The sequence below is a fragment of the Pseudomonas sp. NFX1 genome (genome assembly GCF_051123555.1).
GTDB classification, from domain to species: domain Bacteria; phylum Pseudomonadota; class Gammaproteobacteria; order Pseudomonadales; family Pseudomonadaceae; genus Aquipseudomonas; species Aquipseudomonas capeferrum.
This window is the reverse complement of the sequence record NZ_CP169366.1, coordinates 994,619-1,020,140: the sequence shown is the minus strand read 5'-3', so window position 1 is coordinate 1,020,140 and position 25,522 is coordinate 994,619. Positions and strand designations below refer to the sequence as shown.

Here is a 25,522-nt window from a genome sequence, read left to right as displayed (position 1 = left end):
GGCTGCCTTGCGGCCCCAGATACTCAGAGCCTGCCCACCAACTTGGCAGTGCGGTCCACGGCAATGCGGGTCTTGTCGACCAGCTCGTCCAGCTCGGCGCGGTTGGCCACCAATGCCGGCGCCATGATCATCCGCCCCAGCGTCGAGCGAATGATCAAGCCTTCCTCGAAACCGAAGGTGCGGCATTGCCAGGCCAGGTCGTTCTCGTTGGCAAAACGCTTGCGGCTGGGCTTGTGCTCGGCAAACTGCAGCGCCGCCACCAGGCCGGCACCCTGCACTTGGCCAATCAGCGGGTGGTCGGCGAACACTTCGCGCAGGATGCGCTGCAGGTACGGCCCGGTGTCGTCCTTGACCTGACGCACGATGCCTTCGTCACGCAGCGCCTTGAGGTTGGCGATGGCCACCGCCGCCGCCACCGGGTGGCCCGAATAGGTCAGGCCGTGGGCAAACACCCCGCCGCGCTCCACCAGTGCCTCGGCGATACGCTTGCTCAACACCAGGCCACCCATGGGCACATAGCCGCTGGTCAGGCCCTTGGCGATCGACAGCGTGTCCGGCTCGAAACCGAAATACTCATGGGCAAACCACTCGCCGGTGCGGCCAAAGCCGCCGATCACTTCGTCGGCACACAGCAATACGTCGTACTGGCGGCAGATGCGCTGGATCTCGGGCCAGTAGCTTTCCGGTGGGAAGATCATGCCCCCGGCGCCCTGGAAGGGTTCGGCGACAAAGCCTGCGACGTTTTCCGCGCCCAGTTCGAGGATCTTCTCCTCCAGCTGCAGGGCGCAGCGCCGGCCGAACTCGGCCGGGGTCAGGTCACCGCCCTCGGCGTACCAGTACGGTTCGTCGATGTGCGCCACGTCCGGGATCAGCCCGCCCATCTCGTGCATGAACTTCATCCCGCCCAGGGCCGTGGCCGCCAGGGTCGAGCCGTGGTAGCCGTTCCAGCGGCCGATCATGACCTTCTTGTTCGGCTGGCCGACCACCTGCCAGTAACGGCGCACGGTGCGGATCAGCACTTCATTGGCCTCGGACCCGGAGTTGGTGTAGATCGCGTGGCTGTAGTGGCCTGGCAGCAAGCTGAACAGCAGTTCGGACAGTTCGATCACCGCCGGGTGAGTGGTGTGGAAGAACATGTTGTAGTAGGCCAGCTGGTCCATCTGTGCGGCGGCCGCGGCGGTCAGGTCCTTGCGCCCGTAACCCAGCTGGGTGCACCACAGGCCCGACATACCGTCCAGGTAGCGCTTGCCCTCGCTGTCCCACAGGTGTAGCCGTTCGCCACCGACCATGACCCGCGGGCCTTCGGCATTGAGCGCCTTCTGGTCGAGGAAGGCATGGATGTGGTGCGCCGCGTCAGCGGCCTGGTAGTCACGGGTCTGGCGTTTGGGGGCAAAAGGCGCGTTCATTGGCGGTTTTCCTTGTGGTTATAGGGGCGGGCGAGGCCGCTGCGCTCAGCGCAGCTTGCCCATGTAGCTTTCCAGCGGGTCCTTGCCCAGCACGCCCTGGGCATTGGCCAGCGCATCGATGAACAAGGAGAACAGCTCGGACTGCGTGCCGATGTCGAGCTTGGCGTAGACATGCTTGCGGTGTGACTTGATGGTGTCTTCCGAAACCCCCAGGCGCTCGGCCAGGGATTTGGTCGAGTGGCCACGCAAGATCAGCTGGGCAATGCGGCATTCGCGCATCGTCAGCAACGAACTGCCGAAGTTGTTGAGGGCGGCATGGATGCGTTGCTCCAGCACATTCTCGAAACGCCCACCGCGGCTGCCCAGCCCGGCAAAGTGCTTGCTGAGCACCGCCAGCACCCAGGGCGTGATGCGCCCGAACAGGTCGCGGCTTGGGGCGTCCAGCTTGTCGGTGAAGGCCAGCGACACAGCCAGGCTCTGGCCGGGCACGACCTGCAGGATGTAATTGAGCTCATCCTCCAGGTGTGAATGGCGGTAGAACGACTGGTAGTACTCACTCACTTCGAAGTGGTCGGGCGCCACGTCGAACAGGCCATAGCAGCCCGACGCGACCTGCTCGACGCAGGCGCCGTAGAACGGGTCGAGCAGATAGAAGCCGGAAAGGTAGCGGCTGACGTTGCCTTCTGGCTGCCAGGGTGCCTTGTCATCCTGCTCGAACAGCGCGCACGGCATGCCGTCATGCGGGTAGAGGTAGACCGTGGTGGCCTGGATGGGCCGGATCACCCCGAGTGCTGCGAACAAGGTGGCGGCAAAGCCCGGTTGGCCGATCATGTCGGTAACCCTGGCAATGTGCTCGAACCACTGTGCTGAAGCCAATCGATCACTGGTCACTGGAAATCTGCCGGTAGCGGGAAACGGTATCGCCGTCGGGGCGGCGCTTTGTTTCCAGATACTCCCATGGCCAGGCAAAGACCGAAATCACCCTTTGGGGTGAGCGTTTTCAGGCGACCAGCGGCTCACCCCAAAGGGTGATTTCGAGCGGGCCCGGGGTGTGGGAGCATCGTCCGGCCCCACCCCTGAGGGCTGCGCAACCCAAGCTGGCCCAGCCTCCTTTCATGGCCCCTCAACAGTATCGAGCCCGCTCGCATACTGCGGCGTCCTGCATCCGATTTCAGGAGTTCGCAATGCATACAACAACAACTACGGCCCAGTCCCACTCCGCCAACGCCTCGTCACCCTCCGCGTCTTCCGGCCGCTTCAGAAAGTCCATGGGGCTCAGCGCCCTGGTGCTGTTCGGCCTTGCCTACATGGTGCCCCTGGCGGTGTTCACCACCTATGGCCTGGTCACCCAGATGACCAAGGGGCACCTGCCCACCGCCTACCTGTTGACCCTCGCCGCCATGCTGTTGACTGCCTATAGCTACGGCCGCATGGTGCAGGCGCACCCCTACTCCGGCTCGGTCTACACCTACACCCGCAAGGCCTTTGGCACCCACATCGGCTTCATGGCCGGCTGGACGCTGCTGCTCGATTACATTTTTTTGCCGTTGCTCAGCTACCTGCTGATCGGCATCTACATGTCGGAGTACTTCCCGGCCATCCACGCCTGGGTATGGGTTGCCGGCTCCATCGCCCTGGTGACCTTCCTCAACATGATCGGCATCGAGTCGATTACCCGGGTCAACTGGATCCTGGTGGTTGTGCAACTGGTGTTCATCGTCGTGTTCGTCGGCTTGTCGATCAACAACCTGGCGGGGCAATCGGCGCCGGTGTCACTGCTTGCCCCCTTCCACCACGAAGGGTTCAGCGTGCCATTGATCATGACCGGTGCCGCCGTGCTGTGCCTGTCGTTCCTTGGCTTCGATGCGGTCTCGACCATGGCCGAGGAAACCAGCAACCCGACGTTTCGCATCCCACTGGCGATCATGGCCGTGTCGCTGATCGGTGGCCTGCTGTTTCTGGTGGTGTCGTACTGCGCGCAGATGGTCTTCCCCGAGTGGGGCGCCTTCGCCGACCCCGATTCGGCCTCGGTGGACGTGATGCGCCGGGTCGGCGGTGAACTGCTGGTGACGGCGTTTACCGCCACCTACGTGGCCGGCTGCTTCGCCTCGGCCATGGTCTCCCAGGCAAGCGTGTCGCGGGTGCTGTTCGCCATGGGCCGCGATGGTGCGTTGCCAGGGGTGTTTGGCCAGTTGGTGACGAAAAAACGCGTACCGGCTGCGGCCATCATGCTGGTCAGCATCCTCTCGCTGATCGCCCTGGTCATCACCCTGGACACGGTCGCCAACATGATCAGCTTCGGCGCGCTGTTCGCCTTTTCGGCAGTCAACCTGGCGGTGGTCAAGCACTACCTGGTCGACCAGAAGCGGCGCGGCACCCGCAATTACCTGCTGTATGGTGCGATTCCGGGGTTGGGATTTCTCAGCACGCTGTGGCTGTGGAGCAGCCTGTCGAGCCTGTCGTTCACCATCGGGCTGTGCTGGATGGCCGTGGGCTTCCTCTGCCTGCTTGGGCTGACCCGGGCGTTTCGGGTGAAACTGCCCGAGTTGCAGATGGCCGAATGACGCTCAGAGCGTCATGAGCATTTCGTGCCAGGCCATGCCGCCGTGGTCGGACGGCGACGGTTTAACGTAGGCGTAACCGAGCTTGGCGTACAGCGCGACATGCTGCTGCTTGCACATCAGGTGGATGGTCTGCTTGCCTTGCGCCTTCATGCGCTGGATGAACGCGCTCATCAGCAGCTTCGCATAGCCTTTGCCCTGATGGGCGGGGTCGACCACGACGGACATGATCACCACGTTCGGCGCCGCCGGGTCATGGCCGACCAATTCCTTGAAGGCTTCGTCGGACATGACCACGTCATGGGCACAGCCACTGTTGATGAAGCCGACGGTCTCACCCTCGGCTTCGAGCAGCAGGAACCCTTCGGGGTACTGCGCGATGCGGGTGCGGATTTTTTCCAGGGTTGCCGCTTCATCCCCTTCATAGGCGCCGATTTCGATCGCGTAGCAGCGTTCAGCGTCGGTGGGTTCGGGGTTGCGGAACTGGGGGGCGCTCATGCGCTGACTCCTTTGGGACATGACAACAGGCTGCATGATAAATCACTGCCGTTTATTTTCGGCATGACAGGATCGTTTCCTGGGCTGAGTGATCTTATTACCATGCCCCTTTTGACACTTCGACATGGAAATCCCCGATGACTGCAACCGCCACGCGCCTCACCGTCCCCGGCCGCTGCGCGCGCCTGAAGGCGTCCAGTAGCCGCGACCACGACAGTGTCGATGAACTGGTCATGGCCGCACGCCCCTTCGAAGACCGTGAGCGCTATGCGCGCTTTCTGCAGGTGCAACACCGCTTCCATGGCAGCCTGCTGGCGTTGTACCACGATGAGTTGCTCAACGATCGCCTGCCGGGGCTGATGCAATTGTCGCGCTTCGCGGCGGTCGAGCGCGATTTGCTTGACCTGGGCCTGGCGCTGCCTTCGGTGCCGCATACGGTCAGTGCCAGCCCGGCCCAGGCTTTGGGTTGGCTGTATTGCAGCGAGGGGTCGAACCTTGGGGCGGCGTTTTTGTTCAAGCAAACCCAGCGCCTGGGCCTGAACGGCAACGAGGGGGCTCGGCACCTGGCGCCCCATCCGGACGGGCGTGCCCTGCACTGGCGGGAGTTTGTTGCCAGGGTTGATGGCCTGGCGCTTGATGCCGGGGAAGAGGCTGAGGTGATTGCGGGGGTGATTGCGGCGTTTGACAGTTATCGGGGGCATTTGCGTGCGGTGTTTGCGTAGGGGGAGGGATTGGTGGAGGGGAGGAGCTGACAGGCGCCTGGCATTAGATCTTCAGCGGCTGTGAGATCGAGCGCCGCCGTGCATGCCTTGGGAGTTTCAGCGCCTACAAGATCGAGCGCCGCCCGCGCGGCGCATCGCGAGCGAAGCTCGCTCCTACATTTGTTTCGGGCCAATGAGGTCAGTGGCATTTGCGCGCGACCGCCTTGTTGGTACGACGCGATATTGAGGCGGGCACCAAGGGGCCGCGCGTCAATGCCCCAGGCATAACTGGCCCGAAACAAATGTAGGAGCGAGCTTCGCTCGCGATGCGCCGCGCGGGCGGCGCTCGATCTCACAGGCGCTAAAAACCTCAAGCCAGGAACCCCCGAAACACCGCGCGAGCACCCGCCCCCAAGACAACCATCAAACCTGCCCCACCAGAACTTTTCCCAATTAAAAGGTCTATGTGCTCAGGAAAAATGGTTTACCAAAGGTTGCCTTCGCTCATGAAAATGCATGTCGCACGGTTGATGCTTCTCGGCCTGTTCACCTTCGCGGCGGTGGGCTCGGCATCCGCATCACAAATGAAAACCCCGAACGCTGCCTCGCCTGTCGCAGCCCCTGCCGAATCCCCCTGGCCCAGCGTGGCCAGCCTGGCTGGCGAGCACTCAGCGCCCTTGCTCGCCCATGATGACCGCTACCGGCACGACGACCGTTGGCACGATCACCGAGGCGACTGGCGCCGCGACCAATGGCGCCGGGAACAAGCCCGCCGCGAAGCCGAGCGCCGTCGCGACTGGGAACGCCGGCGGGACTGGGAGCGTCATCATGAGCGGGCGATGCATCACCGCTACCAGGACGACCATCGTTACTATCGCCGTTGATACGTCAGCCCCACTCGCTCAGCTCTGGGCATCTACAACCGCACCCTCGGCAGCTTCGGCTGCCAGCTTCAACCGGTCGGCTTTACTGATGTACTTGGGCTTGCTCTTGGGCGCCAGCTTGGCACTGGCCTTCTTGGCATGTGCCTGCATCAACTGTTTGATCTTTTTACGACGGTTCATATTTCACTGCGCCTGTAGGTCTGGTTACGCTGCCGACATCATACCTGCACGCGTAGCGGGGACCACGGGTTAAGTTATCGCACCCATTACAGGACAGGCGTTGGCGCCCTTGGCAGTTCACGCAATGGCGCAATACGGCTGGGCCTCCTTGCCAACGGCATTGACGTTATTTTCACAGCCTTCAGATTAGCGTCACGCCCTTTCCGGCCGCCCGCACACTGGGTGGCTGCCAAGGTTCAACGAGGCATACGTGTCAGACACTACAACCCCCTCCCCGCGCAAACGGGTGGACTGGGCCGGCCTGGGCTGGCTCCTGCTGTTCTTCTGGTATTTTTCCGGCGTAACCCAAGCGCTGCTGCTGTTCAGCGGCACCACAGGGTTTGCCGGTTTTCGCGATGCGCTGTTCCTCAGCAGCCTGTGGCTGGCCCCGGTGCTGCTGCTACCGCGCTTCACCCGGGCCACTTCGGCGGTCATCGGCCTGGTGCTGTGGGGCGCTTCGCTGGTAGGCCTGAGCTACTTCGGCATCTATCGCCAGGAGTTCTCGCAAAGCGTCATCTTCGTGATGTTCGAGTCCAACACCGCCGAGGCCGGTGAATACTTCAGCCAGTATTTCAGCCTCTGGCTGGGCCTGGCGCTGCTGCTGTACACCGTGGTTGCCGTGGTGCTATGGAAACGCGTGCGCCCGGTCACCTTGCCTATGCGCAGCCGGATCCCGGTGGTTGTCCTGCTGTTGCTGGCCAACCTGGTCTACCCCTTTTACAAGCAAATGGTTACCCAGGAACGCAACTTCCTCGACGCCGCAGAGAAGGTCCAGCAGCGCATGGAGCCCGCCGTGCCCTGGCAACTGCTGGTCGGCTACAAGCAATATCGCCAGCAATTGAACAACATGCAGCAGCTGCTGGCACAGAACGCTGCGCTGCCGCCTTTGCAGAACCTGCGCAACAGCAGCGGTGACGCACCGCGCACGCTGGTCTTGGTGCTGGGCGAATCGACCACCCGCGAGCACATGCACTTGTATGGCTACCCGCGCGATACCACACCGAACCTCGACGCGCTGGCGGCCAGCGACAAGGGCCTGACGATGTTTCAAAACGTCGTTTCGCCGCGCCCCTACACCATCGAAGTGATGCAGCAGATCCTTACCTTCGGTGACGAACAGCACCCGGACCGCTTCCTCACCGACCCGTCGCTGATCAACCTGATGAAACAGGCGGGCTACAAGACCTTCTGGATCACCAACCAGCAGACGATGACCAAACGCAACACGATGCTGACCACCTTCTCCCAGCAAACGGACGCACCGGTCTACCTGAACAACCAGCGCAGCCAGAATGCCAGCCAGTACGACGAGGTGGTGCTGGACCCGTTCCAGAAGGCGTTGCAAGACCCTGCACCAAACAAGTTCATCATCGTCCATCTGCTGGGTACGCACATGGATTACCGCTACCGTTACCCGAAAACCTACCAGCACTTCACCGATCGCCAGGGCGTACCGGCCAAGCTGACGCAGAGCCAGGCAGAAACCTACAACTTCTATGACAACGCGGTGCGTTACAACGACCACGTCGTCGCCAGCCTGATCAAGCGTTACTCGGCCACTAGCCCGAACGGCTTCCTGCTGTACCTTTCCGACCATGGCGAAGATGTCTACAGCTCAGGCGATCATGACCGCCTGGGGCGCAACGAAGGTGCCCCGACCCGGCCGATGTACACCATCCCGTTCCTGCTCTGGACCTCGCCGAGCTGGCAGGCGGCCCACCCCCGCGACCTGCAGGCCATGGCCAACCGCCCCTATAGCAGCTCGCACCTGATCCACACCCTGTCCGACCTGGCCGGGCTCAGCTACGACCACTACGAGCCGGCAAAAAGCATCGTCAGCCCGCAGTTCGTGGTGGCGCCGCGCTGGATCGGTGACCCTTACCGCAACAACGGCCTGCGCGAGTTCGACAAACTGCCCCAGGACAAGGCCGTACGGGTACAGGAAACCGCCAGCAGCGCCAAGCCACAGCCGGCCAGCAACCTCAACTGAGGCCAGCCCGAAAACCCGTGGGAGCGGCCTTGTGCTGCTCCCGAAGCGCACTTAAATTAAATTTAAATTGATTTTAGATTAAGCCTGATCCAAGCTCGGTGCACTCATCCACAGCGCAGAGCCAGCCATGCCCGCAGCCCCACGAGAACCACGCAAGGACGGCGCCGTCACCCGCACCCGGATCCTCGAATCCGCAGGCGAACTGTTCGCGGCGCTCGGTTATGCCGACACCAGCAACAAGGCAGTTGCCGCCAAGGCCGAGGTCGACCTGGCGTCGATCAACTACCACTTCGGCAGCCGCAATGGCCTGTACCTGGCCGTGCTCGACGAAGCCCGTCAGCGCTTTGTAGATATCAGCGACTTGCAACGGATCACCCAGAGCACGCAACCGGCAACGGAAAAATTGCGGGTACTGGTGGAGCTGGTCGTTCGCAAGGCCACCCAGGCCAGGGACAACTGGCACCTGCGCGTATTGGCCGCCGAAATCCTTGCCCCCAGCCCCCACGGCCAGGCCCACCTGCAAGCCGCAGCGCCGCTGAAGCTGTCGCTGCTCAAAGGGTTGTTCAGCGAGATTACCGCCATCCCCGTGGACGACCCCGCCCTCACTCGCTGCATCCTCTGCGTCACGGCGCCGTGGGCAATGCTGCTGATCGGCCCGCGCGGCGGCTCCGGGGCCCTGCACGAGATTCTGCAGATGCCCGGCGACGTGGTTGCGGCCCAGCTCTACAGCTTCGCCCTGGCCGGCCTGCAGGAAGTTGGCCGCCAGCATGCCCCGCTCAACGTCAACTGACAGCGCACGGACTGCGGCCCCCCAGAACGCCTCACTCTGTTCAGGTCAGCCCCATGCAATCGACATCCGATAACACCTCCCGCGCCACGCTCACCGAAGCGGATGCGCAAACATCCATCCCTCTGCTGCTGGGCGCGCTGATGCTGGTGATGTTCCTCGCCGCCCTCGACCAGACCATCGTCTCGACCGCGCTGCCGACCATCGTCAGCGACCTCGGCGGGCTGCGCTGGCTGTCCTGGGTGGTCACCGCCTACTTGCTGGCTTCCACGGTCGTGGTGCCGCTGTACGGCAAGTTCGGTGACCTGTACGGCCGCAAGCGCGTGCTGCAGATTGCCATCATCCTGTTCCTGCTGGGCTCGGCGCTGTGCGGCGCAGCACAGGACATGGCCCAGCTGATTGCCTTCCGCGCCCTGCAGGGCTTGGGCGGCGGCGGCCTGATGGTGGTGGCCATGGCGGCTATCGGCGATGTCATTGCGCCGGCCGAACGCGGCCGTTACCAAGGCCTGTTCGGCGGTGTATTCGGCCTGGCAACGGTGGTGGGCCCGCTGATCGGGGGCTTTCTGGTAGAGCATCTGTCCTGGCACTGGATCTTCTACATCAACCTGCCCCTGGGCCTGCTCGCGCTGTTGGTGATCGGCAGCGTATTTCGCCCTCACGTGGCCAAGGTCAAGCACGTGGTCGACTACATCGGTGCGTTCTTTCTGACGGTGGCCCTGGCGGCACTGGTGCTCATCACCAGCCTGGGCGGCAGCCTGTTGCCCTGGGCCTCGCTGGATGTGCTGTGCCTGTCGCTGTTCGCCCTGATCGGCCTGGTCGGTTTCGTTGTCGAACAGCGCCGCGCCGCCGAACCGATCATGCCGCTGCACCTGTTTCGCCATCGCACCTTCGTGCTCGCCGGTCTGATCGGTTTCATCGTCGGGGTGTCGCTGTTCGGTGCGGTGACCTTCCTGCCGCTGTACATGCAGGTGGTCAAAAACGCCACGCCGACCAGCGCCGGCCTGCAGATGCTGCCGTTGATGGGTGGCCTGCTGGTGGTGTCGGCGATTACCGGGCGGTTGATCAGCCGCTGGGGCCGTTACCGGCTGTTCCCGATCATCGGCACCTTGCTCCAGGTCATCGCCCTGGGCCTGCTCAGCCGGCTCGACCTGAACACGCCCATGGCGCTGATGAATCTCTACATGGGCCTGCTGGGCGCCGGCTTGGGCATGGTCATGCAGGTGCTGATCCTTGCCGTGCAGAACAGTGTCGAACCGCGCCACATGGGCGTGGCGACGTCCGGCGCCACGTTGTTCCGCTCCATCGGCGGCGCCATCGGGGTGTCGCTGTTCGGCGCGCTGTTTTCCCATGCGTTGCTGGGGCGGCTGTCCGGCGACTTTGCAAGCCAGGCCGGGGCAGCGGCAAGCTTGTCACCGACGGCGGTGCATGCACTGCCCGCAGCCTTGCAGCAGGCCTACCTCGAAGCGTTTTCCGCCGCCATGCATGAGGTGTTTCTGCTGGCCTGCCTGATTACCGGCGTGGCTTTCGCCCTGTCCTGGCTGCTGCGTGAGGTGCCGCTGCGTAAAGCCGCCAGCGCTTGAGCGGTGCAGTGTGACTATCGACCGGTGCTATCAACCGGTGCAAGCGCCAGGCAGTGCCGCACCGGCCACCGCGCCCAGGCGCCGGTAACTGCACAGCGCAACCAGAGCAACGGCAACCCCTGCGGCCACGGCCACCTGGTAGCCCGCCGTGGCCCCCAGCAGGTCGACCACCTGCCCTGAGGCCAAAGCCCCCAGCGCGACGCCGACATTCAGCCCGGCCAACAGCCAGGTCATGCCTTCGGTGAGCTGGTGCGCGGGCACGCTGCGCTCCACCAGCGACATCGCCACGATCAGGGTCGGTGCGAAGAACAGGCCTGCCAACAGCACCGCCCCTGCAAGCGCGAAAACGCTGCTTGCCAGCAGCAACGGCAGGGTCGTCGCTGCCGTCGCCAGGCCGCCGAGCAGCAACAGCCGGTGCGGCGGCATTGGCAACTTCAAGGCACCGAACACCAGCCCCGCCGCGCATGAGCCAATGGCGTAGCACGCCAGCACCAGGCTGGCCGCGGCCGGCATGCCGGCCTGTTCGGCAAATGCCACACTGACGATATCGACGCTGCCCACGATCACCCCCATGGCCACCATCAACAGTGCCAGCAGCCGTACCTCCAAGCGCCGCAACACCGACCCCTGGCCATTCGAAGCGCCTGCGTCTGCGTCCACCGCTGGCTCGGTGCCGGTTTGAACGACCAGCGCGAACACCCCGATCGCCAGCAGCACCGCCGCAGCCAAGGGCCCGGCCTGGGGCGACAGCCCCACGCACAGCCCTACCGACAGCGGTGGCCCGGCGATGAAGGTGAGCTCGTCGAGTACCGTTTCCAGGGAATAGGCCGTCTGCAACTGCGGTGTGCCCCGGTAGAGCGCCGTCCAGCGTGCACGCACCATCGCCGACAGGCTGGGCATCGACCCCGCCAGCGCCGCCCCGATGAACAGACTCCAGTCGGGCGCCTGCCACCCGCTGCAGGCCAACAGCAATAGTATGCCCACCACACTCAAGGCGGCGGCGGCGGGCAGCACTCGACGCTGGCCATACCGATCGACCAGGGCGGACACCTGCGGCGACATCAGCGCATAGGTCAACACGAACGTCGCCGCCACGGCGCCCGCCAAGCCGTAGCTGCCGCGCAGTTGCGCCAGCATGGTGATGATGCCGATGCCCATCATCGGCAAGGGCAAGCGAGCTACCAGGCCAGCCAGGGCGAAACCTGTCGCGCCTTTGGCCTGGAACAGTTCGCGGTAAGGGTTGAGCATTCGATTCTCCTTATCGAAAAACGGCTTACATACGAACCGTATGATTAAAACCCTATTATCATACGCGCTGAATGTAAAGCCACATTTACCAGGAGGACCGATGGTCAGACGCACCCAAGCCGACATGGAGCAAACCCGCGCCACCCTGCTGCAGACTGCACGCCAGGTCTTCAGCACGCGTGGTTACGGTGAAACATCGATGGATGACCTGACTGCCCAAGCCAACCTCACCCGCGGCGCCCTTTATCACCATTTCGGCGACAAGAAGGGCCTGCTGGCGGCAGTGATCGAGCAGATCGATGCAGAAATGGATGCACGGCTGCATGCCATTTCCGACACCGCCAGCAACCCTTGGGACGGGTTACGCAGCCGCTGCCGGGCCTACCTGGAGATGGCCCGCGAGCCCGAAATCCAGCGCATCGTGTTACGTGACGGGCGTGCCGTGCTGGGGGCGCCCACGCCGCAAGCGCAACTGCATTGCGTTGCGTCGTTGCGCGGCATACTGCAACAGTTGATGGAGCAAGGCGTGATCGCCCAGGCCAGCCCCCAGGCGCTGGCATTGCTCATCAATGGAGGCCTGGCCGAGGCGGCCTTCTGGATTGCCGAAGCGCAAGGCCAGCACCAACGGCTGGAGCAGGCCCTGGCAGCCATGGAGTTGATGCTCAAAGGCCTGCGCGCTGGCAACTGATGACTCACCGGCAGGCCTTGCAGGGGCTATCCTGTGAAAGGGGGTCACGCCACAGGAGGTGTGCCATGCGTTCGTTCACGTGGAGTTACCTGCTGGTGCTGCTATGCACAGCACCTGCCGTCCAGGCGCAGACAGTGGTGCCGCTCAAGGGCCAGAGCAGCCAGCAGATGCAACAGGACATCAATGAGTGCAATAGCGTCGCCACCAATGCCGCCAACAGCACAGCGACCTCTAGCGATGCCCACGTCGGTGGCCGGGTCCGCGGTGCCGCGGCAGGTGCGGCCGCGGGTGCGGTAGGTGCGCAGGTGCGTGGCAATCAGCATGACGAGGTGTATGACCGAGCCAGTGACGATGCCAAGCAGGCGTACCGACAGAACCGTGCCGGTCAAACCGCCGCCGCCGGGGCTGCGGTCGGTGGCATGCGCCAGCGCCAGGATCGGCGAGAGGATCGGCGCACGCAGGACCAGGCGCAGAGCTCGGCCCATGCCAGCGCGTACAGTGGCTGCTTGCAGGGGCGCGGGTATCAACTCAACCCTTGACCCTCAGGCAGGGCCAGCCCAGCGGCGCGCATTAGAACTTGGCCAGTTCTTCACGGCAGAACTCCACAAACAGCTGCGCCGGTTTGGTCAGCTGTACCCGCTTCAAGCGGGCTGCCGCCAGCCCTGACAACGCCACCGGCTCGGCGATGTCCACCATCGCCAGGCGCTGCCCGTCGTAGGTGCACTCCGAATGCGGGCGTGTCACCAGCAACGAAAAGCCGAACCCCTGCCCAACCATGCCGCGCACCATCTCGATCGACGGCGAGCTGAAGACGATATTGGGGGTCAGCCCCATTTCGTTGAACAGGCTGACGAAGTAGGTACGGCTAGGCGCCACGTCCAGCAGAATCATCGGCTCGGGGCAGAGGTCGCGCAGCGACACTTGGCTTTGCCCGGCGAAGCGATGCTTTTCGGGCAACAGCACATAGGGTTTTTGCGGGGGCATCAGTGGCTCGGCCTCGATCGTGCCATCCAGATCGTGGTCGTAGAGAAACACAAGGTCGAAGGTGCCGGCGGTCAGGCCCTGGATCAGGTCCTGCTGCTCGCCATCGCGCAGGCGGATATCGACGCCTGGGTAACGCTCGCGAAAACCGGCGATCAGCCGCGGCAGGTAAAGCGGCGCCACCGTTTCGAAACAGCCGATGTCGATCTGCCCGGCCACGGTATCGTTGTCAGCCAGTGCGTTCTGCTCGAACTCGTGGGCCATTTGCAGCAGCGATTTGGTCTTGGCGTAGAAGCGCTTGCCACTGGGGGTCAACGACACGCCCTGGGCGTGGTGGCGGATGAACAACTGCACGCCAAAGCTTTCTTCCAGGCTCTTGATCGCCGTGGAAATCGACGGCTGGGCGATGTACAGCTGGCGCGAGGCCTCGGCGACGCTGCCGGCCTCCACGGTGGTGACGAAATACTTGAGTTGTCGCAAGGTATAGGAAGCCACAGGTACCTCTCTGGCGCCGTCTGGGCGCTCTGGGATTTTGCCTGTCACTGTAACGTGCTACCTGGTTGCCGGGGCATCGGGCGATGAAGGATTTACCTATGGCTTGAACATGTTTTTAGTGGGGAACGCCGGGCGCTCCCCTTGCAGGCCTCACTCAAACTCGACGTTCGCACACACGCAGTCGTCTCCGATCTGCTTGTAGCCTGGCTCGCAGGCCATACCGACAACAGGCGCCACCCCCCTCTTGCGCCTTGAGAGCGTTGGTTGAGGCTGGGTTATCACGCGCTGTTCGAGCGGGTCCTCGGGTGGTATTTGATTGTTAAAGTCTTCTTGCATGGTCATGTCTCCGGGCTAGTGTGCCTTGCCCCACCGACGCTACAATCTTCTCGCCTCTGTACCCACCGGGAAATGCAACTGGCACTGCATCACCTCGAACATACCACTGGTCAAATAGGCCCAAGGGTCTTTACTGAAGGGAACGAGCCCCAGCAAACGGTGTGTGCCTATGAAGATCGTGGTCACCAGCATCCTTGTCGACGACCAGGCCAAGGCCTTGGCTTTCTATCACTACGTGCTCGGCTTCATGCCCAAACATGACATCCCCCTGGGCCGGCACCGCTGGCTGACCCTCACCTCACCTCACGACCCCAATGGCGTCGAGCTGCTGCTCGAACCCGATGCCCACCCCGCAGCCAAGGTGTACAAGGCAGCGCTCAAGCAAGACGGCATACCCGCCACTTCTTTCGGCGTGCGCGACATCCAGGCCGAGTACACCCGGTTGTGCGCGGCCGGCGTGCAATTCACCCAAACCCCCACAGTGGTGGGGCCGGTCACTGTGGCAGTGTTCGACGACACCTGCGGCAACCTGATCCAGATCGCCCAGAAACACTAGCGACCGCCCGGCGGGCATATGTGGCCCGCCCTCCGCTAGCGTTGCGATTGCTCACTTGCGCACCTGACAAGGAAAACAAATGCGCCACGAATTCAGTGAAGTCCTCAACGACCTGATCGATTACTTCCTGGTCGGCGACATCCAGCTACTCGAACGCTTCAAGCAGGAAAACGGCCTGGCCGACGACCTGGCCCACGCGTTCACCCATGACGACAGCGGCGATCAGGCAGTGCGCGAAGGCGTGGTGCTACCCATGGCGGGCATCGACAACCTGCCTTACCGCATCATCTTCACCCTCGATGGCCACACACCCGCCCTGCGGGAACCGGGCAGCCGGCTGAAGCATCAGCGTTCTGGGTATGTACTGCATGTCGAGCACCGTGCGGTGATGCTTTATACCTGGCGCATCCTGCAGCACTTCACCAACAAGGCCCTCGGCGACCTGCTGGCACGCTACCAGGCGCCGGGGCGGCCGATCATCGAGCTGGAAAATGGCTGGTACGACGTGGAGGTGCTCGGCGGTGCGGTGGTGCGCGACGGGCTGTACGAGCCGGCGTTCGAGTTCGTCTTGAGCAAGCGCTGGAGCCGGGCTGAAGCCGCAGAGGTAGATACCGGGTACGCCTTTACCCTGCGGGGCTATTTCGACTGACGCCACTTCCCTTCATACGCCCTTGCAGGAGCGCCCGTGCCAGGGCGCTCCTGCATACAGCGACAGTGATCAGGTGTGGCTGATGTCCCGGTCCTTGGTCTCCGGCATGAAGAAGATCCCCAGCACCGCCGTCATCAGCGCGATCACGATCGGGTACCACAAGCCGTAGTAGATATCCCCGGTTGCCGCCACCATGGCAAACGCCACGGTCGGCAGGAAGCCGCCGAACCAGCCGTTGCCGATGTGGTACGGCAGCGACATCGAGGTGTAACGGATGCGCGCCGGGAACAGCTCCACCAGCCAGGCCGCAATCGGCCCGTAGACCATGGTCACGTAGATCACCAGGATGGTCAGCAGCAACAGCACCATCGGGTAGTGGATTTTCGCAGGGTCGGCCTTCTCGGGGTAACCCGCCTCTTTCAGCGCGCCGCCAAGGGTGGCGGTGAAGGCATCATTCTGCGCCTTGAAGTCGGCCGCGGCCAGGCTGCGGCCGTCAAAGCTCGGGATCACCCGCTCGCCGATACGGATCTGCGCCACACTGCCAGGCTCGGCCTTTTCGTTGGAGTAAGGGATCGCGCGCTTGGCCAGCACGCTCTTGGCAAGGTCGCAGGAACTGGTGAATTTGGCCTTGCCCACCGGGTCGAACTGGAACGCGCACTGGCCGGGGTCGGCCACCACCACTACGGGGTTCTGCTCCTGAGCGACGAACACGTCGGGGTTGCCGTACTCGGTCAGCGCCTTGAAGATCGGGAAGTAGGTCAGCGCAGCGATGATGCAGCCAGCCATGATGATCTTCTTGCGCCCGATGCGGTCCGACAGGCTGCCGAAAATGATGAAGAACGGCGTGCCGATCAGCAGCGAACCGGCAATCAGCAGGTTGGCGGTCTGTGGGTCGATCTTCAGTGTCTGCAACAGGAAGAACAGCGCATAGAACTGCCCGGTGTACCACACCACGGCCTGGCCGGCGGTACCGCCGAGCAGCGACATGATCACCACCTTGAGGTTCTCCCAGCGGGCGAACGATTCGGTCAGTGGCGCCTTGGACGCCTTGCCCTCGGCCTTCATCTTCAAGAACACCGGCGACTCGTTGAGCTGCATACGGATGTACACCGAGATGGCCAGCAACAGGATCGACAGCAAGAACGGAATGCGCCAGCCCCAGGCTTCGAAGGCCTCGGTGCCCATGGCCGTGCGGCAAGCCAGGATCACCAGCAGCGACAGGAACAGGCCCAGGGTAGCGGTGGTCTGGATCCAGGCGGTAAAGAAGCCACGCCGGCCCTTGGGCGCATGTTCGGCCACGTAGGTTGCCGCCCCTCCGTATTCACCGCCCAGTGCCAGGCCTTGCAGCAGGCGCAGGGTGATGAGGATGACCGGCGCGGCCACGCCGATCGTCGTATAGCTGGGCAATAACCCGACCAACGCGGTGGACAGGCCCATGATGACGATGGTGATCAGGAAGGTGTGCTTGCGCCCGATCAGATCGCCCAACCGGCCGAACACGATGGCGCCGAACGGCCGCACGGCAAAGCCTGCGGCAAACGCCAACAGGGCGAAGATGAACGAGGTGGTCTCATTGACGCCGGCAAAGAAGTGCTTGGCGATGATCGCGGCCAGTGAGCCGTACAAGTAGAAGTCGTACCATTCGAACACTGTGCCCAGGGACGAGGCGAAGATGACCTTGCGCTCCTCCCGGGTGATACCGCGTTGGGGCGCGCTACTGCCCGTGGATGCGCTGTCGATAACCGCCATGGGTTGCCTCCGTCTTGTTGTTATCCCAGGCCGGAGCACCTCACACCCATTTCACCGTCGCACCCAGGCCCTAGGGCTTGCATTGGTTGCGCGAAGCACGACGAGGCGGGCCGCCTCGGATCGCAGCAAGGTATCTGAAGCATAATCGGCTTTACCGGGATATCCACTCGCCGTGATGGCGAACTGGCACAACGGGCGCGTCATTGCCTTTTCGGCGCCTCAGGCGACGGAATCGGCCCTTTGAGCTCGACCTGGTTGCCGTCCGGGTCAAAGCAATACAACGACAACCCCTCGCCCTCGGCGCCGTAGCGCTTCTCGGCAGGCTCCACCTGCACCCCCGCAGCGCGCAGGTGAGCGGTCAGTGCCTGTTCATCGAAGGGTTCGATACGCAGGCAGAAATGATGCAGGTTGCGCCCCTCTGCACCCGGGGCAGCACCACCGGGCTGCCCCAGCACACCGTCCAGCGTGACCAGGTCGATCATCGCCGCACCCGTGGCCAGGTGGACCATGCCCAGGTCTTCACGCACCCTGCTGACCGTGCAGCCGAGCACATCCACATAGAAGGCGATGCTGCGCGGCAGGTCGCTGACCCGCAGCACAAGGTGGTCGATGTGCTTGATGGCGAACGGTCGCATGTCGGAGCTCCTTGTGGCGTCTGCGCGAGGTGAACTGCCACCATAGCCCAGTACCCGGCGCGCTGGCCATTGCCCGCTACTCGTTGACCAACCGCTGCAGTACCCCGCCTTCGTGCCGCGCCAACAACCGCAGAAGCTGATCGACCAGGGCCCGATCGGGCGCCTCCAGGTGAAAGTGGTGCCCGCCGGGGTGCCAGGAAACCTTGGCATGGCTGGGCAAGGCCGCCTCACGCAGGGCAAAGGCGTTGCCGCTGAAAGCGCCTTGCCGACCGAACATCAAGTACAGCGGGCAACGGATCTGGCTGAGCAGGTCACAGGCTTCGCGCTCGGTCAACGGCATGGGCTCGGGCAGCACCAGGCGCGGGTCGTGGCGCCAGCAATAGCCATCGCTGAGCTGCAACAGGTCGCGTTGCGCCAGCAGCCGTGCGGCGCCCTCCGACAGCTCGCCATCCAGGCGCGTGCGCCGCTGCTCCAGGGCAGAGGCGAGGCTGTCGAAACGGCCCGCATCGGGCTCGGAGAAACCCTGCAACTGGCTGCGCTGAACCATGCGCTTGAGCCGATAAGCGCGGGCCAGGTGCTGTACGCGGTCATCCTCGGCGACCGTGAACGGCGCTCCCATGCCATCGAGGAAAACCATGCTGGCGATACCGCTGGTCATGGCCGCCAGCAGCGATGCGACGCCGGTGCCCATGCCGTGCGCCAGCACATGAAATTGCGCCAGGCCCAGGGCGTCGGTCACCGCCAGCATGTCCTCGGCGTGCTCCCACAGGTAGTAGCCACTGTCGTGGCGACGATGGTCCGAACGGCCATGGCCGACCAGGTCGGGGGCCACCACGAAACAGCCATCGAGCATCGGTGCCAGGCGCTCGAACGAGGCGGCGTTGTCCAGCCACCCATGCAGGGCCAGCACGGGAATGCCGTCCTCCGGGCCCCAGCAGCGTATGGCAATCTGGATGCCATTGAGGTCAAGCAGGTGATCCTTGGGTGTTGCACGCATGGGTACGCTTCCTGACTTGAAGCCTGGCACGACCACACCAGGCCGAATACGCCGCCGGCCTCCTTCGAAGCAGATCGCCAGCGACAACCCTTGCGCCGGGCCGCACGGGGCTCCGACAGGTTACCTTGGCGTAACGGCAGGCGACTGATTGGCCCGTCACCGACTGTGACTTAGCCGTCACCGACCCTCAGGTTCAAACCCGTGCACCCATGCACGTCACTGGCCGCGCAGGTCCTCGAAGAAGGCCTGCCGGCCATCCACCTGGCCCGACGCCCGGGGCGCCGCCGGCGCTTCGCTGTTGGCCGCTTCCACATGCCAATAGCAGTGCCTGACCGCACGCGTGACCGCCACGTAGGCCAGCCGCTGGACCTCTTCCTTCTGCGCCGTATCGAATGCCTGGGCATCACCGGGCTTACCAAGGCCGGCCAAGCGATACACCTGGTTCTTGTAGGGCGAACTGGTCAGGTATTGGCAATCGCCGAGCATGAACACCGCATCGGCCTGCAAGCCTTTGGCGCTGTGATAAGTCAGCTGTCGCAGCCGACGCTGCTCGGCGGGCAATCCAGCCTCGGCGTGCAGCACCGCTTGCAGGTGTTCGTTCATAAGGGCTTTGTCGCTGCCCTTGCGGTACAGCATCATCACCGACTCGCCACGTTGATAATGCTCGATCAGGGTCTCGCCCAGCGCCGCCTCATCACGGTCGAACACCTTGACCGGCGAGCCCGGCAACTCGGCTGCAGGCCCACTGGCCCGGGCCTTCTTGCCGGTGATCGCCGGGGTGCCCTTGACCAGGAACTCGGCAGCGTCGATCACCTGCTGCTGGCAGCGGTAGTTCTCGACCATCATCACCCGGGTGTTGGCCGGCGACACGAATGCCTTGGTGAACTCCATGAAGTACTTCGGCGAACTGCCGCGCCAGCCATAGATCGATTGCCAGTCGTCCCCCACACACAACAGCGAGGAATGCTGGGCATTACGACCGGTATGCATCGACGGCCCGCGCCGGCGGATCTCGGCAAGGCTGGCACGCAGCCAGCTGACGATCTGCGGCGAAACGTCCTGGAACTCGTCGATCATCAGGTGCGCCAGCGGCCTGAGCAAGGGGTCGGGCAGCAGTTGCAGGTTTTCCGGGTTGTTCTCGCCAAACAGGGCGAACATGCGGTTGTAGCTCATCACCGGTGGCGACTGGCTCAGCAGATGTGCCTCCAGGGCTTTCCAGTACAAGGCCAACGCTTCGAAGAACAGGCCGTCGCTGTCGCCTGCCGGGAAGCTCATCGCCGCCACTGCGTTATTCACGTCAAGGCCCAGGTTTTCGATGAAGTTGGCGGCGCCGACAAAGGCGTCGAGCAGCGGTGCCGGGGCCAGTTCACCCTTGACCTTGTATTCGAACCCGGGGCCGGCCACCGCATCACCGGCCAGGGACGCAGCCAAACGCCGGGCGGCTGCATAGTTGTCCAGCCAGATCAGGGGCTTGTCGCAGAACGCCTGCAACAGGGTGCGCTTGACCGCCCACTCGGCACGCACCGCCAGCTTGGCGCCGGGGCGCTGGTACTGCGCGCTCTCTGCGGGGTCGAAGCCCAGCACCACCCAGGCACCCTGCCCCTGCAGGCGGCCATGCACATGGAAGCGGCTGCCGCGGATTTCGAGCGTGTCGCGGCACGGCTCGATGCCCTTGATCGGCCAGGCACCTGCGGCGAACCACAGGTCCTCGATCACATCGCACAGCTCTTCGTCGCGCTGGGCGGCCAACTGCGTCACCTGCGCACGCTTTTGCACATCGGGGTGGTTGGGGTCCAGCGGCTTGAGCTGCAACGCCTCGCTGCGCAACAGGCCAACAAGCTCTGCGAAACGCGGGTTCTCGCCCAGCAAGGTGCTGTAGCAGAGGTTGAGCTGCTGGCGTTGCGCATCGTTCAGGCGTAGGTCGAACGGGTTGCTCTCGGCCTCGGCCTCACGGCCGGCCGGCATCTCGTTGCCCAGCGTCTCGAACGCTCGCACCTGGCCAAAGCCTGGCAGGCTGCGTACCAGCGGCAAGATGCGCGAATGGAAGGTGCGCACCAGCTCACGGGCAAGCGCGGGCTGCAGGTCGATCTGCCACAAGGCGAACACCTGCAACAGGCGCTTGATGAAGTCTTTGCGCGACTCGCGGGTGAAGGTGACCACGGTCATCGCATCCAGCTCGTAGCCCAGGTAATGGCGCAGCAGCAGAATTCGCAGTACCAGCGAGGTCGACTTGCCCGCCCCGGCCCCGGCCACCACACAGGTGGAGGGGGTGTCGCTGAAAATCAGCTTCCACTGCGCCGCACTGGGTTGCGCTTCGGCCGGCAGGCGCTGCGCCACATCAGCCTTGAAGCGCTTTTTCAGTTCGGCGGTCAACGGCAGGCGCCAGTCGTCGAAGAGGTTGTTGTCCTGGCCGGGCACAGCGGCGGTGTCGGGGCGGGTATCGCGAATGACCAGCACCTGTCGCCCCGCCTCGTAGCCTTCTACCCGCCCGCGCTCGAAGCCTTCACGCACACCGTCTTCATGGCCACTGCGCTGCCCCGTGGCATGGCCGAGGAACCAGGAGTCGCGATGCTGGGCTTGCAGGCGGCTCAGGCCTCGGCCCAGCAGGCGGGCGGCCAGGCGGCGAAACCACGGTAACTGGGCAGGTGGGGTCAGGTCGGCAGGCGCCTGGGGATGCTCGTGGGCCACGGTCACTCCGATGGAAAACAAATCAGCGTGCCATGTTCGCCGCATCTACTAAAAATCACCAGCGAATGCTTGCAGATCAGTGGATTAGGCGATGAAACGGATAAAACACCGCACCCAGAACAATCAATTTAATTGATTATATTTAGCCGATATTTACGCTTATTTTCGATCTTTCTTTGAAGCATCATGGCCCCATTCCACCCCTTCAAGGAGCACGACCATGCTGCAACTGCGACCCTTCGAAAGCCTCGGCCACGCCAACCACGGCTGGCTCGATGCCCATCACCATTTTTCGTTTGCCGAGTACTACGACCCCGCCCGCATGCACTGGGGCAACCTGCGAGTCTGGAACGACGACCTGATTGCGGCTGGCAGCGGTTTCCCGTCGCACCCGCACCGGGACATGGAAATCATCACCTATGTCCGTGAAGGCGCGATCACCCACCAGGACAGCCTGGGTAACAAAGGCCGTACCGAAGCGGGTGATGTGCAGGTAATGAGTGCAGGCTCCGGCATCGTCCACAGCGAGTACAACCAGGAGGACGTCGACACGCGCATCTTCCAGATCTGGGTGGTGCCTGAGCGGGTGGGCGAGGCGCCGACCTGGGGTAGCCGGCCCTTCCCTAAAGGGGAACGTGGCGAAGGCTTCGTGACCCTGGCCAGTGGGCGTGCAGGTGACGAAGACAGTTTGCAGATTCGTACCGATGCACGGTTGGTGGCTGCGACGTTGCAGGCGGGGGAAAGCGCCGAGTACCGCTTTGATGCCGGGCGCCGTGGTTATCTGGTGCCGGCCAAGGGGGTAGTGGAGGTCAACGGCGTGCGCGTCAACGCACGTGATGGGCTGGCCATCGAGCAAGAAGCAGTGTTGCGGGTTACGGCCATCGAAGACAGCGAGATCGTGCTGGTGGATGTTGCCTGAGGATCTGGGGCTGCGAAGCGGCCCCAAAATTCCGCCTCAACACAATCACCGCAGGGGCATTGGCGCCAAACGCCAGCCTGCACTAGCGTTGTGCTATCCAGCCAACCCCCTGCCGTTGATGCGGAGCAAACACCCAACATGCCGGATATGCGCCCGAACCCGACGCAGAACCTGGAATATCGCGCCGAGCGCCCGATCTTTCACGCCTTTGTTGAGCAAGCAAAGCACTCGCCCGATGCCACCGCCATCATCGCCCACGACGCCACCTGCAGCTACGGCCAGCTAGACCGCATCAGCCAGGGCATTGCCACGTACCTGCTGGAAAACGGCGCCAATGGCACCGATCGGCTGGTAATCGTCGCCAGCCGTGGTGCCGCGCTGGTGTATGCCATGCTCGGCGCCTTGCGCGCCGGGCTGACCTTCACCGTGGCCGACGCCGCTTACCCTGCTGCGCGCATTGCGCAGATCATCCGCACCCTCGAACCTGCCTTTGTCTTGCGCTGTGGCGATGCCCAGGTCGAGCCAGGCCTTGCCCGCACCGTCAACGTGCCGCCCTGCCCCGACCAAGCACTGCAACACATCGCCAGCAAGCAGTCGCCCCTGCCTGAGGTTAGCCCCGCGCAGCCGGCCTATATCACCTTCACCTCAGGCAGCACTGGCGAACCGAAGGGCATCGTCACCCACCACGCGCCCCTGGTGCATTTCATCGACTGGCATGTGCAGCAGCAGGGTTTTACCCGAGGCGACTGTTTTTCCCTGCTCTCGGGCCTGGGCCACGACCCGGTCTACCGGGACGTGTTCACGCCGTTGTCGATCGGCGCAACGGTCGTCTGCCCGGCCCAGGCAACCCTGACCGACCCGTCGCGCCTGGCCGCCTGGATACACCACCACGGCCTGTCGGTCATCCACCTGACCCCGCCCCTGGGCAAGCTCATCGAAACCGGCGCGCGCATGAACGGGCAGGTGTTGGAGCGCCTGCGCTACCTGTTCTGGGGCGGCGATGCACTCAGCCCTACGCTGTACCAGCAGGTGTGCACGATTGCGCCCAACGCCAGCAGTGTGAATTTCTACGGCACCACCGAAACGCCGCAGGCCATGGCGTACCACCCACTCGACCCGGGCGCCGATAACAGCCGCATCCCTTTGGGTAAAGGCATAGACGGCGCGCAGCTGTTGATCATCGATGAAGCCAACCGCCTGGTCGAAGCAGGCGAAGTCGGGGAAATCCTGATCCGCAGCCCCTACCTGTCGCTAGGCTATTGGGGTGACCCGGCACTGACCGGGGAAAAGTTCGTGGCCAACCCCTTCACCGGCGCCCAGGCCGACCGCTGCTACCGCACCGGCGACCTCGGCACTTACCTGGCCGATGGCAGCGCCAGCTTCCTGGGGCGCGGCGACAGCCAGGTGAAAATTCGTGGCCACCGCATCGAACTGGCGGAAATTGAAAATGCCCTGTGCCAGCATCCACGCATCAAACAGTGCGTGGTGCTGGCCAACCACGACAACGCGACGGTCAGGCTGGTTGCCTATTGCGTTGCCGAGCAACCCGTAGCCACCGCTGAACTGCGCCAAGCCATGGCGGGCATGCTGCCCGACTACATGGTGCCGGCGATGTTCCTGTTCGTGCCCGGCATCCCCCTCACACCCAACGGCAAGGTCGACAAACGCGCCTTGCCAGCGGCGTTCGACGGCAGCGACACCCTCGACAACGCGGCCACGCAGCCACTGTCACCGCTCGCCCTGAAACTGACCGACGCCTGGTCACAGATCCTGCAAGCCCCGCGCATCGATGCCCGGCTCAGCTTCGTGGAGCTCGGCGGCGATTCCTTGTCGTTCGTGCGCGCGTCGATGGTGCTGGAAGAACTGATCGGCCACCTGCCGGATCGCTGGGAAATGATCCCGGTCCAGGACCTGGCCGAACTGGCCGAGCAGCACAGCAAGGCCTCGAAGTGGTCGATGCGGGTCATGGAGGTGCCGGTTTTCCTGCGGATGATCGCCATCATCCTGATTGTGGTTGGCCACCTGGAGGTGTTTTCCGAATGGCGGATCGCAGGCGAAACATCGGTGTTGTTCCTGATCTCTGGCATCAGCCTGGCCAGGTTCCAGTTCAAGGCCATCGACGAGCGCGGTGACGCCCGTATGCTGGTCAAGTCGGTGGCAGCCATCGCGGTGCCGACCATTGCCTATACGGTGTTGGTTCAGGCGCTGTTCGACCAGGTGCATTGGCAATCGCTGCTGTTGATCTCCAACTGGTTCCCCCCCGACAAGGTCGGAATTTTCACCTACTGGTACATCGAAGTGCTGGTGCAGATGATCCTGGTCATTGGCCTTGTGTTGTCGTTCAAACGCGTGCGCAAGGCGATCCTTGCCAACCCGTTCCGCTGGCTGACCATGGCCGCCTGTGCGCTGGTGGTGGCGGATCTGCTGCTGAGCCATTTCGTCTTCGACGCCACGGCCTTGCTCAACCGCGTGCCCCAGCATTACCTGGCGGTGATGGTGCTGGGCATGGCGATTCACTACGCCGACTCGACGCTGCGCAAAGGGGTCGCCAGTGCAGTGGCGGTACTACTGATCGCCGAGCTGGACCTGGTGGCCATTGCCGGCATCGGCTGGCAGGCGTTTGCCAGCTACATCGATATTGCCCTGCCGGCGATGCTCGCCTTGATCTGGTTCCGCGCTGTGCCCGTGCCGGGCGTGGTCGCCAGGGTGGGGGCGATGATCGCGTCGTCGACCTTGTTCATCTACCTGACGCACTTTCAGTTCCAGTCGCTGGCGCGCCACATCTACGATCAGCCGTTGTTCGCGGTGGCCCTGGCGCTAGTCGGTGGCGTGGTGCTGAGCTACTGCTGGAACACCCTGCTGCGCGGCGTACTGACACGCTGGCACGAGGGCAGGAAGGCGCGCGCAGCGCAGGCCTTGGCACGCGCGACCTCCTCTTGAACAAGGCACTGCCCG

22 protein-coding genes are annotated in these 25,522 nt (G+C 63.6%); 12 read left to right on the top strand and 10 right to left on the bottom strand.

What is annotated here, in order from left to right:
* Window positions 1-23: 23 nt before the first annotated feature.
* Both DJ563_RS04510 and DJ563_RS04505 read right to left on the bottom strand, forming a co-directional pair.
* Window positions 24-1,406 (bottom strand): aspartate aminotransferase family protein, encoded by a 1,383-nt coding sequence (locus DJ563_RS04510; protein ID WP_033697281.1) that lies wholly within the window; start codon window positions 1,404-1,406, stop codon window positions 24-26.
* A gap of 45 nt (window positions 1,407-1,451) precedes the next feature.
* Complete coding sequence (locus DJ563_RS04505) at window positions 1,452-2,237, bottom strand: helix-turn-helix transcriptional regulator (protein ID WP_274100482.1); 786 nt, start codon at window positions 2,235-2,237, stop codon at window positions 1,452-1,454.
* Between the two features lie 353 nt (window positions 2,238-2,590).
* On the opposite strand from DJ563_RS04505, the gene DJ563_RS04500 reads away from it, so the two are divergent.
* On the top strand, window positions 2,591-3,970 hold the full coding sequence (locus DJ563_RS04500; RefSeq protein WP_434518901.1) for an APC family permease: 1,380 nt from the start codon (window positions 2,591-2,593) through the stop codon (window positions 3,968-3,970).
* 3 nt (window positions 3,971-3,973) lie between these two features.
* Here DJ563_RS04500 and DJ563_RS04495 read toward each other — a convergent pair whose 3' ends face one another.
* A complete protein-coding gene (locus tag DJ563_RS04495) occupies window positions 3,974-4,465 on the bottom strand; it encodes a GNAT family N-acetyltransferase (RefSeq protein ID WP_274100480.1) in 492 nt (163 codons plus the stop codon).
* A gap of 137 nt (window positions 4,466-4,602) precedes the next feature.
* Here DJ563_RS04495 and DJ563_RS04490 point away from each other — a divergent pair, with 137 nt between their 5' ends.
* Together DJ563_RS04490 and DJ563_RS04485 are read left to right on the top strand one after the other, a co-directional pair.
* Window positions 4,603-5,187: a biliverdin-producing heme oxygenase gene (locus DJ563_RS04490; RefSeq protein WP_434518900.1), complete on the top strand. Its 585-nt coding sequence runs from the start codon at window positions 4,603-4,605 to the stop codon at window positions 5,185-5,187.
* 485 nt (window positions 5,188-5,672) lie between these two features.
* Window positions 5,673-6,050 (top strand): hypothetical protein, encoded by a 378-nt coding sequence (locus DJ563_RS04485; protein ID WP_186666073.1) that lies wholly within the window; start codon window positions 5,673-5,675, stop codon window positions 6,048-6,050.
* 18 nt (window positions 6,051-6,068) lie between these two features.
* On the opposite strand, the gene DJ563_RS04480 is transcribed toward DJ563_RS04485, so the two are convergent.
* Entirely contained in the window at window positions 6,069-6,230 is a 162-nt protein-coding gene (locus DJ563_RS04480; protein WP_186660006.1) for a DUF2986 domain-containing protein, read from the bottom strand.
* A 250-nt stretch (window positions 6,231-6,480) separates the two neighbouring features.
* Here DJ563_RS04480 and DJ563_RS04475 point away from each other — a divergent pair, with 250 nt between their 5' ends.
* The 3 genes from DJ563_RS04475 to DJ563_RS04465 all read left to right on the top strand — a co-directional run bounded on the left by DJ563_RS04475 (window position 6,481) and on the right by DJ563_RS04465 (window position 10,626).
* Window positions 6,481-8,259: a phosphoethanolamine transferase CptA gene (locus DJ563_RS04475; RefSeq protein ID WP_434518899.1), complete on the top strand. Its 1,779-nt coding sequence runs from the start codon at window positions 6,481-6,483 to the stop codon at window positions 8,257-8,259.
* A gap of 127 nt (window positions 8,260-8,386) precedes the next feature.
* Window positions 8,387-9,049 (top strand): TetR/AcrR family transcriptional regulator, encoded by a 663-nt coding sequence (locus tag DJ563_RS04470; protein ID WP_274099135.1) that lies wholly within the window; start codon window positions 8,387-8,389, stop codon window positions 9,047-9,049.
* A 53-nt stretch (window positions 9,050-9,102) separates the two neighbouring features.
* On the top strand, window positions 9,103-10,626 hold the full coding sequence (locus DJ563_RS04465) for an MDR family MFS transporter (RefSeq protein ID WP_434518898.1): 1,524 nt from the start codon (window positions 9,103-9,105) through the stop codon (window positions 10,624-10,626).
* 30 nt (window positions 10,627-10,656) lie between these two features.
* Here DJ563_RS04465 and DJ563_RS04460 read toward each other — a convergent pair whose 3' ends face one another.
* Window positions 10,657-11,874: an MFS transporter gene (locus DJ563_RS04460; RefSeq protein WP_434518897.1), complete on the bottom strand. Its 1,218-nt coding sequence runs from the start codon at window positions 11,872-11,874 to the stop codon at window positions 10,657-10,659.
* Window positions 11,875-11,974: 100 nt separating this feature from the next.
* On the opposite strand from DJ563_RS04460, the gene DJ563_RS04455 reads away from it, so the two are divergent.
* Window positions 11,975-12,562, top strand: a complete 588-nt coding sequence (locus tag DJ563_RS04455) for a TetR/AcrR family transcriptional regulator (protein WP_434518896.1) — start codon at window positions 11,975-11,977, stop codon at window positions 12,560-12,562.
* A 65-nt stretch (window positions 12,563-12,627) separates the two neighbouring features.
* Entirely contained in the window at window positions 12,628-13,101 is a 474-nt protein-coding gene (locus DJ563_RS04450) for a YMGG-like glycine zipper-containing protein (RefSeq protein ID WP_274099131.1), read from the top strand.
* A gap of 31 nt (window positions 13,102-13,132) precedes the next feature.
* Here DJ563_RS04450 and DJ563_RS04445 read toward each other — a convergent pair whose 3' ends face one another.
* Complete coding sequence (locus DJ563_RS04445) at window positions 13,133-14,038, bottom strand: LysR family transcriptional regulator (protein ID WP_033697274.1); 906 nt, start codon at window positions 14,036-14,038, stop codon at window positions 13,133-13,135.
* A gap of 505 nt (window positions 14,039-14,543) precedes the next feature.
* Here DJ563_RS04445 and DJ563_RS04440 point away from each other — a divergent pair.
* Entirely contained in the window at window positions 14,544-14,930 is a 387-nt protein-coding gene (locus tag DJ563_RS04440) for a VOC family protein (RefSeq protein ID WP_274099130.1), read from the top strand.
* A gap of 79 nt (window positions 14,931-15,009) precedes the next feature.
* Window positions 15,010-15,579, top strand: a complete 570-nt coding sequence (locus DJ563_RS04435; protein ID WP_274099129.1) for a hypothetical protein — start codon at window positions 15,010-15,012, stop codon at window positions 15,577-15,579.
* A gap of 69 nt (window positions 15,580-15,648) precedes the next feature.
* On the opposite strand, the gene DJ563_RS04430 is transcribed toward DJ563_RS04435, so the two are convergent.
* The 4 genes from DJ563_RS04430 to DJ563_RS04415 all read right to left on the bottom strand — a co-directional run bounded on the left by DJ563_RS04430 (window position 15,649) and on the right by DJ563_RS04415 (window position 21,693).
* Window positions 15,649-17,328: an MFS transporter gene (locus DJ563_RS04430; RefSeq protein WP_047583534.1), complete on the bottom strand. Its 1,680-nt coding sequence runs from the start codon at window positions 17,326-17,328 to the stop codon at window positions 15,649-15,651.
* 200 nt (window positions 17,329-17,528) lie between these two features.
* Window positions 17,529-17,963: a VOC family protein gene (locus DJ563_RS04425; protein ID WP_434518895.1), complete on the bottom strand. Its 435-nt coding sequence runs from the start codon at window positions 17,961-17,963 to the stop codon at window positions 17,529-17,531.
* A gap of 76 nt (window positions 17,964-18,039) precedes the next feature.
* Window positions 18,040-18,960 (bottom strand): alpha/beta fold hydrolase, encoded by a 921-nt coding sequence (locus DJ563_RS04420; protein ID WP_434518894.1) that lies wholly within the window; start codon window positions 18,958-18,960, stop codon window positions 18,040-18,042.
* 216 nt (window positions 18,961-19,176) lie between these two features.
* Window positions 19,177-21,693, bottom strand: a complete 2,517-nt coding sequence (locus DJ563_RS04415; RefSeq protein WP_274099126.1) for a UvrD-helicase domain-containing protein — start codon at window positions 21,691-21,693, stop codon at window positions 19,177-19,179.
* Between the two features lie 175 nt (window positions 21,694-21,868).
* On the opposite strand from DJ563_RS04415, the gene DJ563_RS04410 reads away from it, so the two are divergent.
* Together DJ563_RS04410 and DJ563_RS04405 are read left to right on the top strand one after the other, a co-directional pair.
* A complete protein-coding gene (locus DJ563_RS04410; RefSeq protein WP_434518893.1) occupies window positions 21,869-22,567 on the top strand; it encodes a pirin family protein in 699 nt (232 codons plus the stop codon).
* A 138-nt stretch (window positions 22,568-22,705) separates the two neighbouring features.
* Window positions 22,706-25,507: an amino acid adenylation domain-containing protein gene (locus tag DJ563_RS04405; protein ID WP_434518892.1), complete on the top strand. Its 2,802-nt coding sequence runs from the start codon at window positions 22,706-22,708 to the stop codon at window positions 25,505-25,507.
* The last annotated feature ends 15 nt before the right edge of the window (window positions 25,508-25,522 follow it).

Excerpts from the sequence above, each read along its gene's own strand:
- DJ563_RS04485 (WP_186666073.1), top strand. The coding sequence starts at position 5,673 with ATGAAAATGCATGTCGCACGGTTGATGCTTCTCGGCCTGTTCACCTTC.
- DJ563_RS04415 (WP_274099126.1), bottom strand. The coding sequence starts at position 21,693 with ATGCGGCGAACATGGCACGCTGATTTGTTTTCCATCGGAGTGACCGTG.
- DJ563_RS04430 (WP_047583534.1), bottom strand. The coding sequence starts at position 17,328 with ATGGCGGTTATCGACAGCGCATCCACGGGCAGTAGCGCGCCCCAACGC.
- DJ563_RS04455 (WP_434518896.1), top strand. The coding sequence starts at position 11,975 with ATGGTCAGACGCACCCAAGCCGACATGGAGCAAACCCGCGCCACCCTG.
- DJ563_RS04480 (WP_186660006.1), bottom strand. The coding sequence starts at position 6,230 with ATGAACCGTCGTAAAAAGATCAAACAGTTGATGCAGGCACATGCCAAG.
- DJ563_RS04425 (WP_434518895.1), bottom strand. The coding sequence starts at position 17,963 with ATGCGACCGTTCGCCATCAAGCACATCGACCACCTTGTGCTGCGGGTC.
- DJ563_RS04495 (WP_274100480.1), bottom strand. The coding sequence starts at position 4,465 with ATGAGCGCCCCCCAGTTCCGCAACCCCGAACCCACCGACGCTGAACGC.
- DJ563_RS04440 (WP_274099130.1), top strand. The coding sequence starts at position 14,544 with ATGAAGATCGTGGTCACCAGCATCCTTGTCGACGACCAGGCCAAGGCC.
- DJ563_RS04500 (WP_434518901.1), top strand. The coding sequence starts at position 2,591 with ATGCATACAACAACAACTACGGCCCAGTCCCACTCCGCCAACGCCTCG.
- DJ563_RS04490 (WP_434518900.1), top strand. The coding sequence starts at position 4,603 with ATGACTGCAACCGCCACGCGCCTCACCGTCCCCGGCCGCTGCGCGCGC.
- DJ563_RS04420 (WP_434518894.1), bottom strand. The coding sequence starts at position 18,960 with ATGCGTGCAACACCCAAGGATCACCTGCTTGACCTCAATGGCATCCAG.
- DJ563_RS04470 (WP_274099135.1), top strand. The coding sequence starts at position 8,387 with ATGCCCGCAGCCCCACGAGAACCACGCAAGGACGGCGCCGTCACCCGC.
- DJ563_RS04435 (WP_274099129.1), top strand. The coding sequence starts at position 15,010 with ATGCGCCACGAATTCAGTGAAGTCCTCAACGACCTGATCGATTACTTC.
- DJ563_RS04465 (WP_434518898.1), top strand. The coding sequence starts at position 9,103 with ATGCAATCGACATCCGATAACACCTCCCGCGCCACGCTCACCGAAGCG.
- DJ563_RS04450 (WP_274099131.1), top strand. The coding sequence starts at position 12,628 with ATGCGTTCGTTCACGTGGAGTTACCTGCTGGTGCTGCTATGCACAGCA.
- DJ563_RS04405 (WP_434518892.1), top strand. The coding sequence starts at position 22,706 with ATGCCGGATATGCGCCCGAACCCGACGCAGAACCTGGAATATCGCGCC.
- DJ563_RS04410 (WP_434518893.1), top strand. The coding sequence starts at position 21,869 with ATGCTGCAACTGCGACCCTTCGAAAGCCTCGGCCACGCCAACCACGGC.
- DJ563_RS04505 (WP_274100482.1), bottom strand. The coding sequence starts at position 2,237 with ATGATCGGCCAACCGGGCTTTGCCGCCACCTTGTTCGCAGCACTCGGG.
- DJ563_RS04510 (WP_033697281.1), bottom strand. The coding sequence starts at position 1,406 with ATGAACGCGCCTTTTGCCCCCAAACGCCAGACCCGTGACTACCAGGCC.
- DJ563_RS04460 (WP_434518897.1), bottom strand. The coding sequence starts at position 11,874 with ATGCTCAACCCTTACCGCGAACTGTTCCAGGCCAAAGGCGCGACAGGT.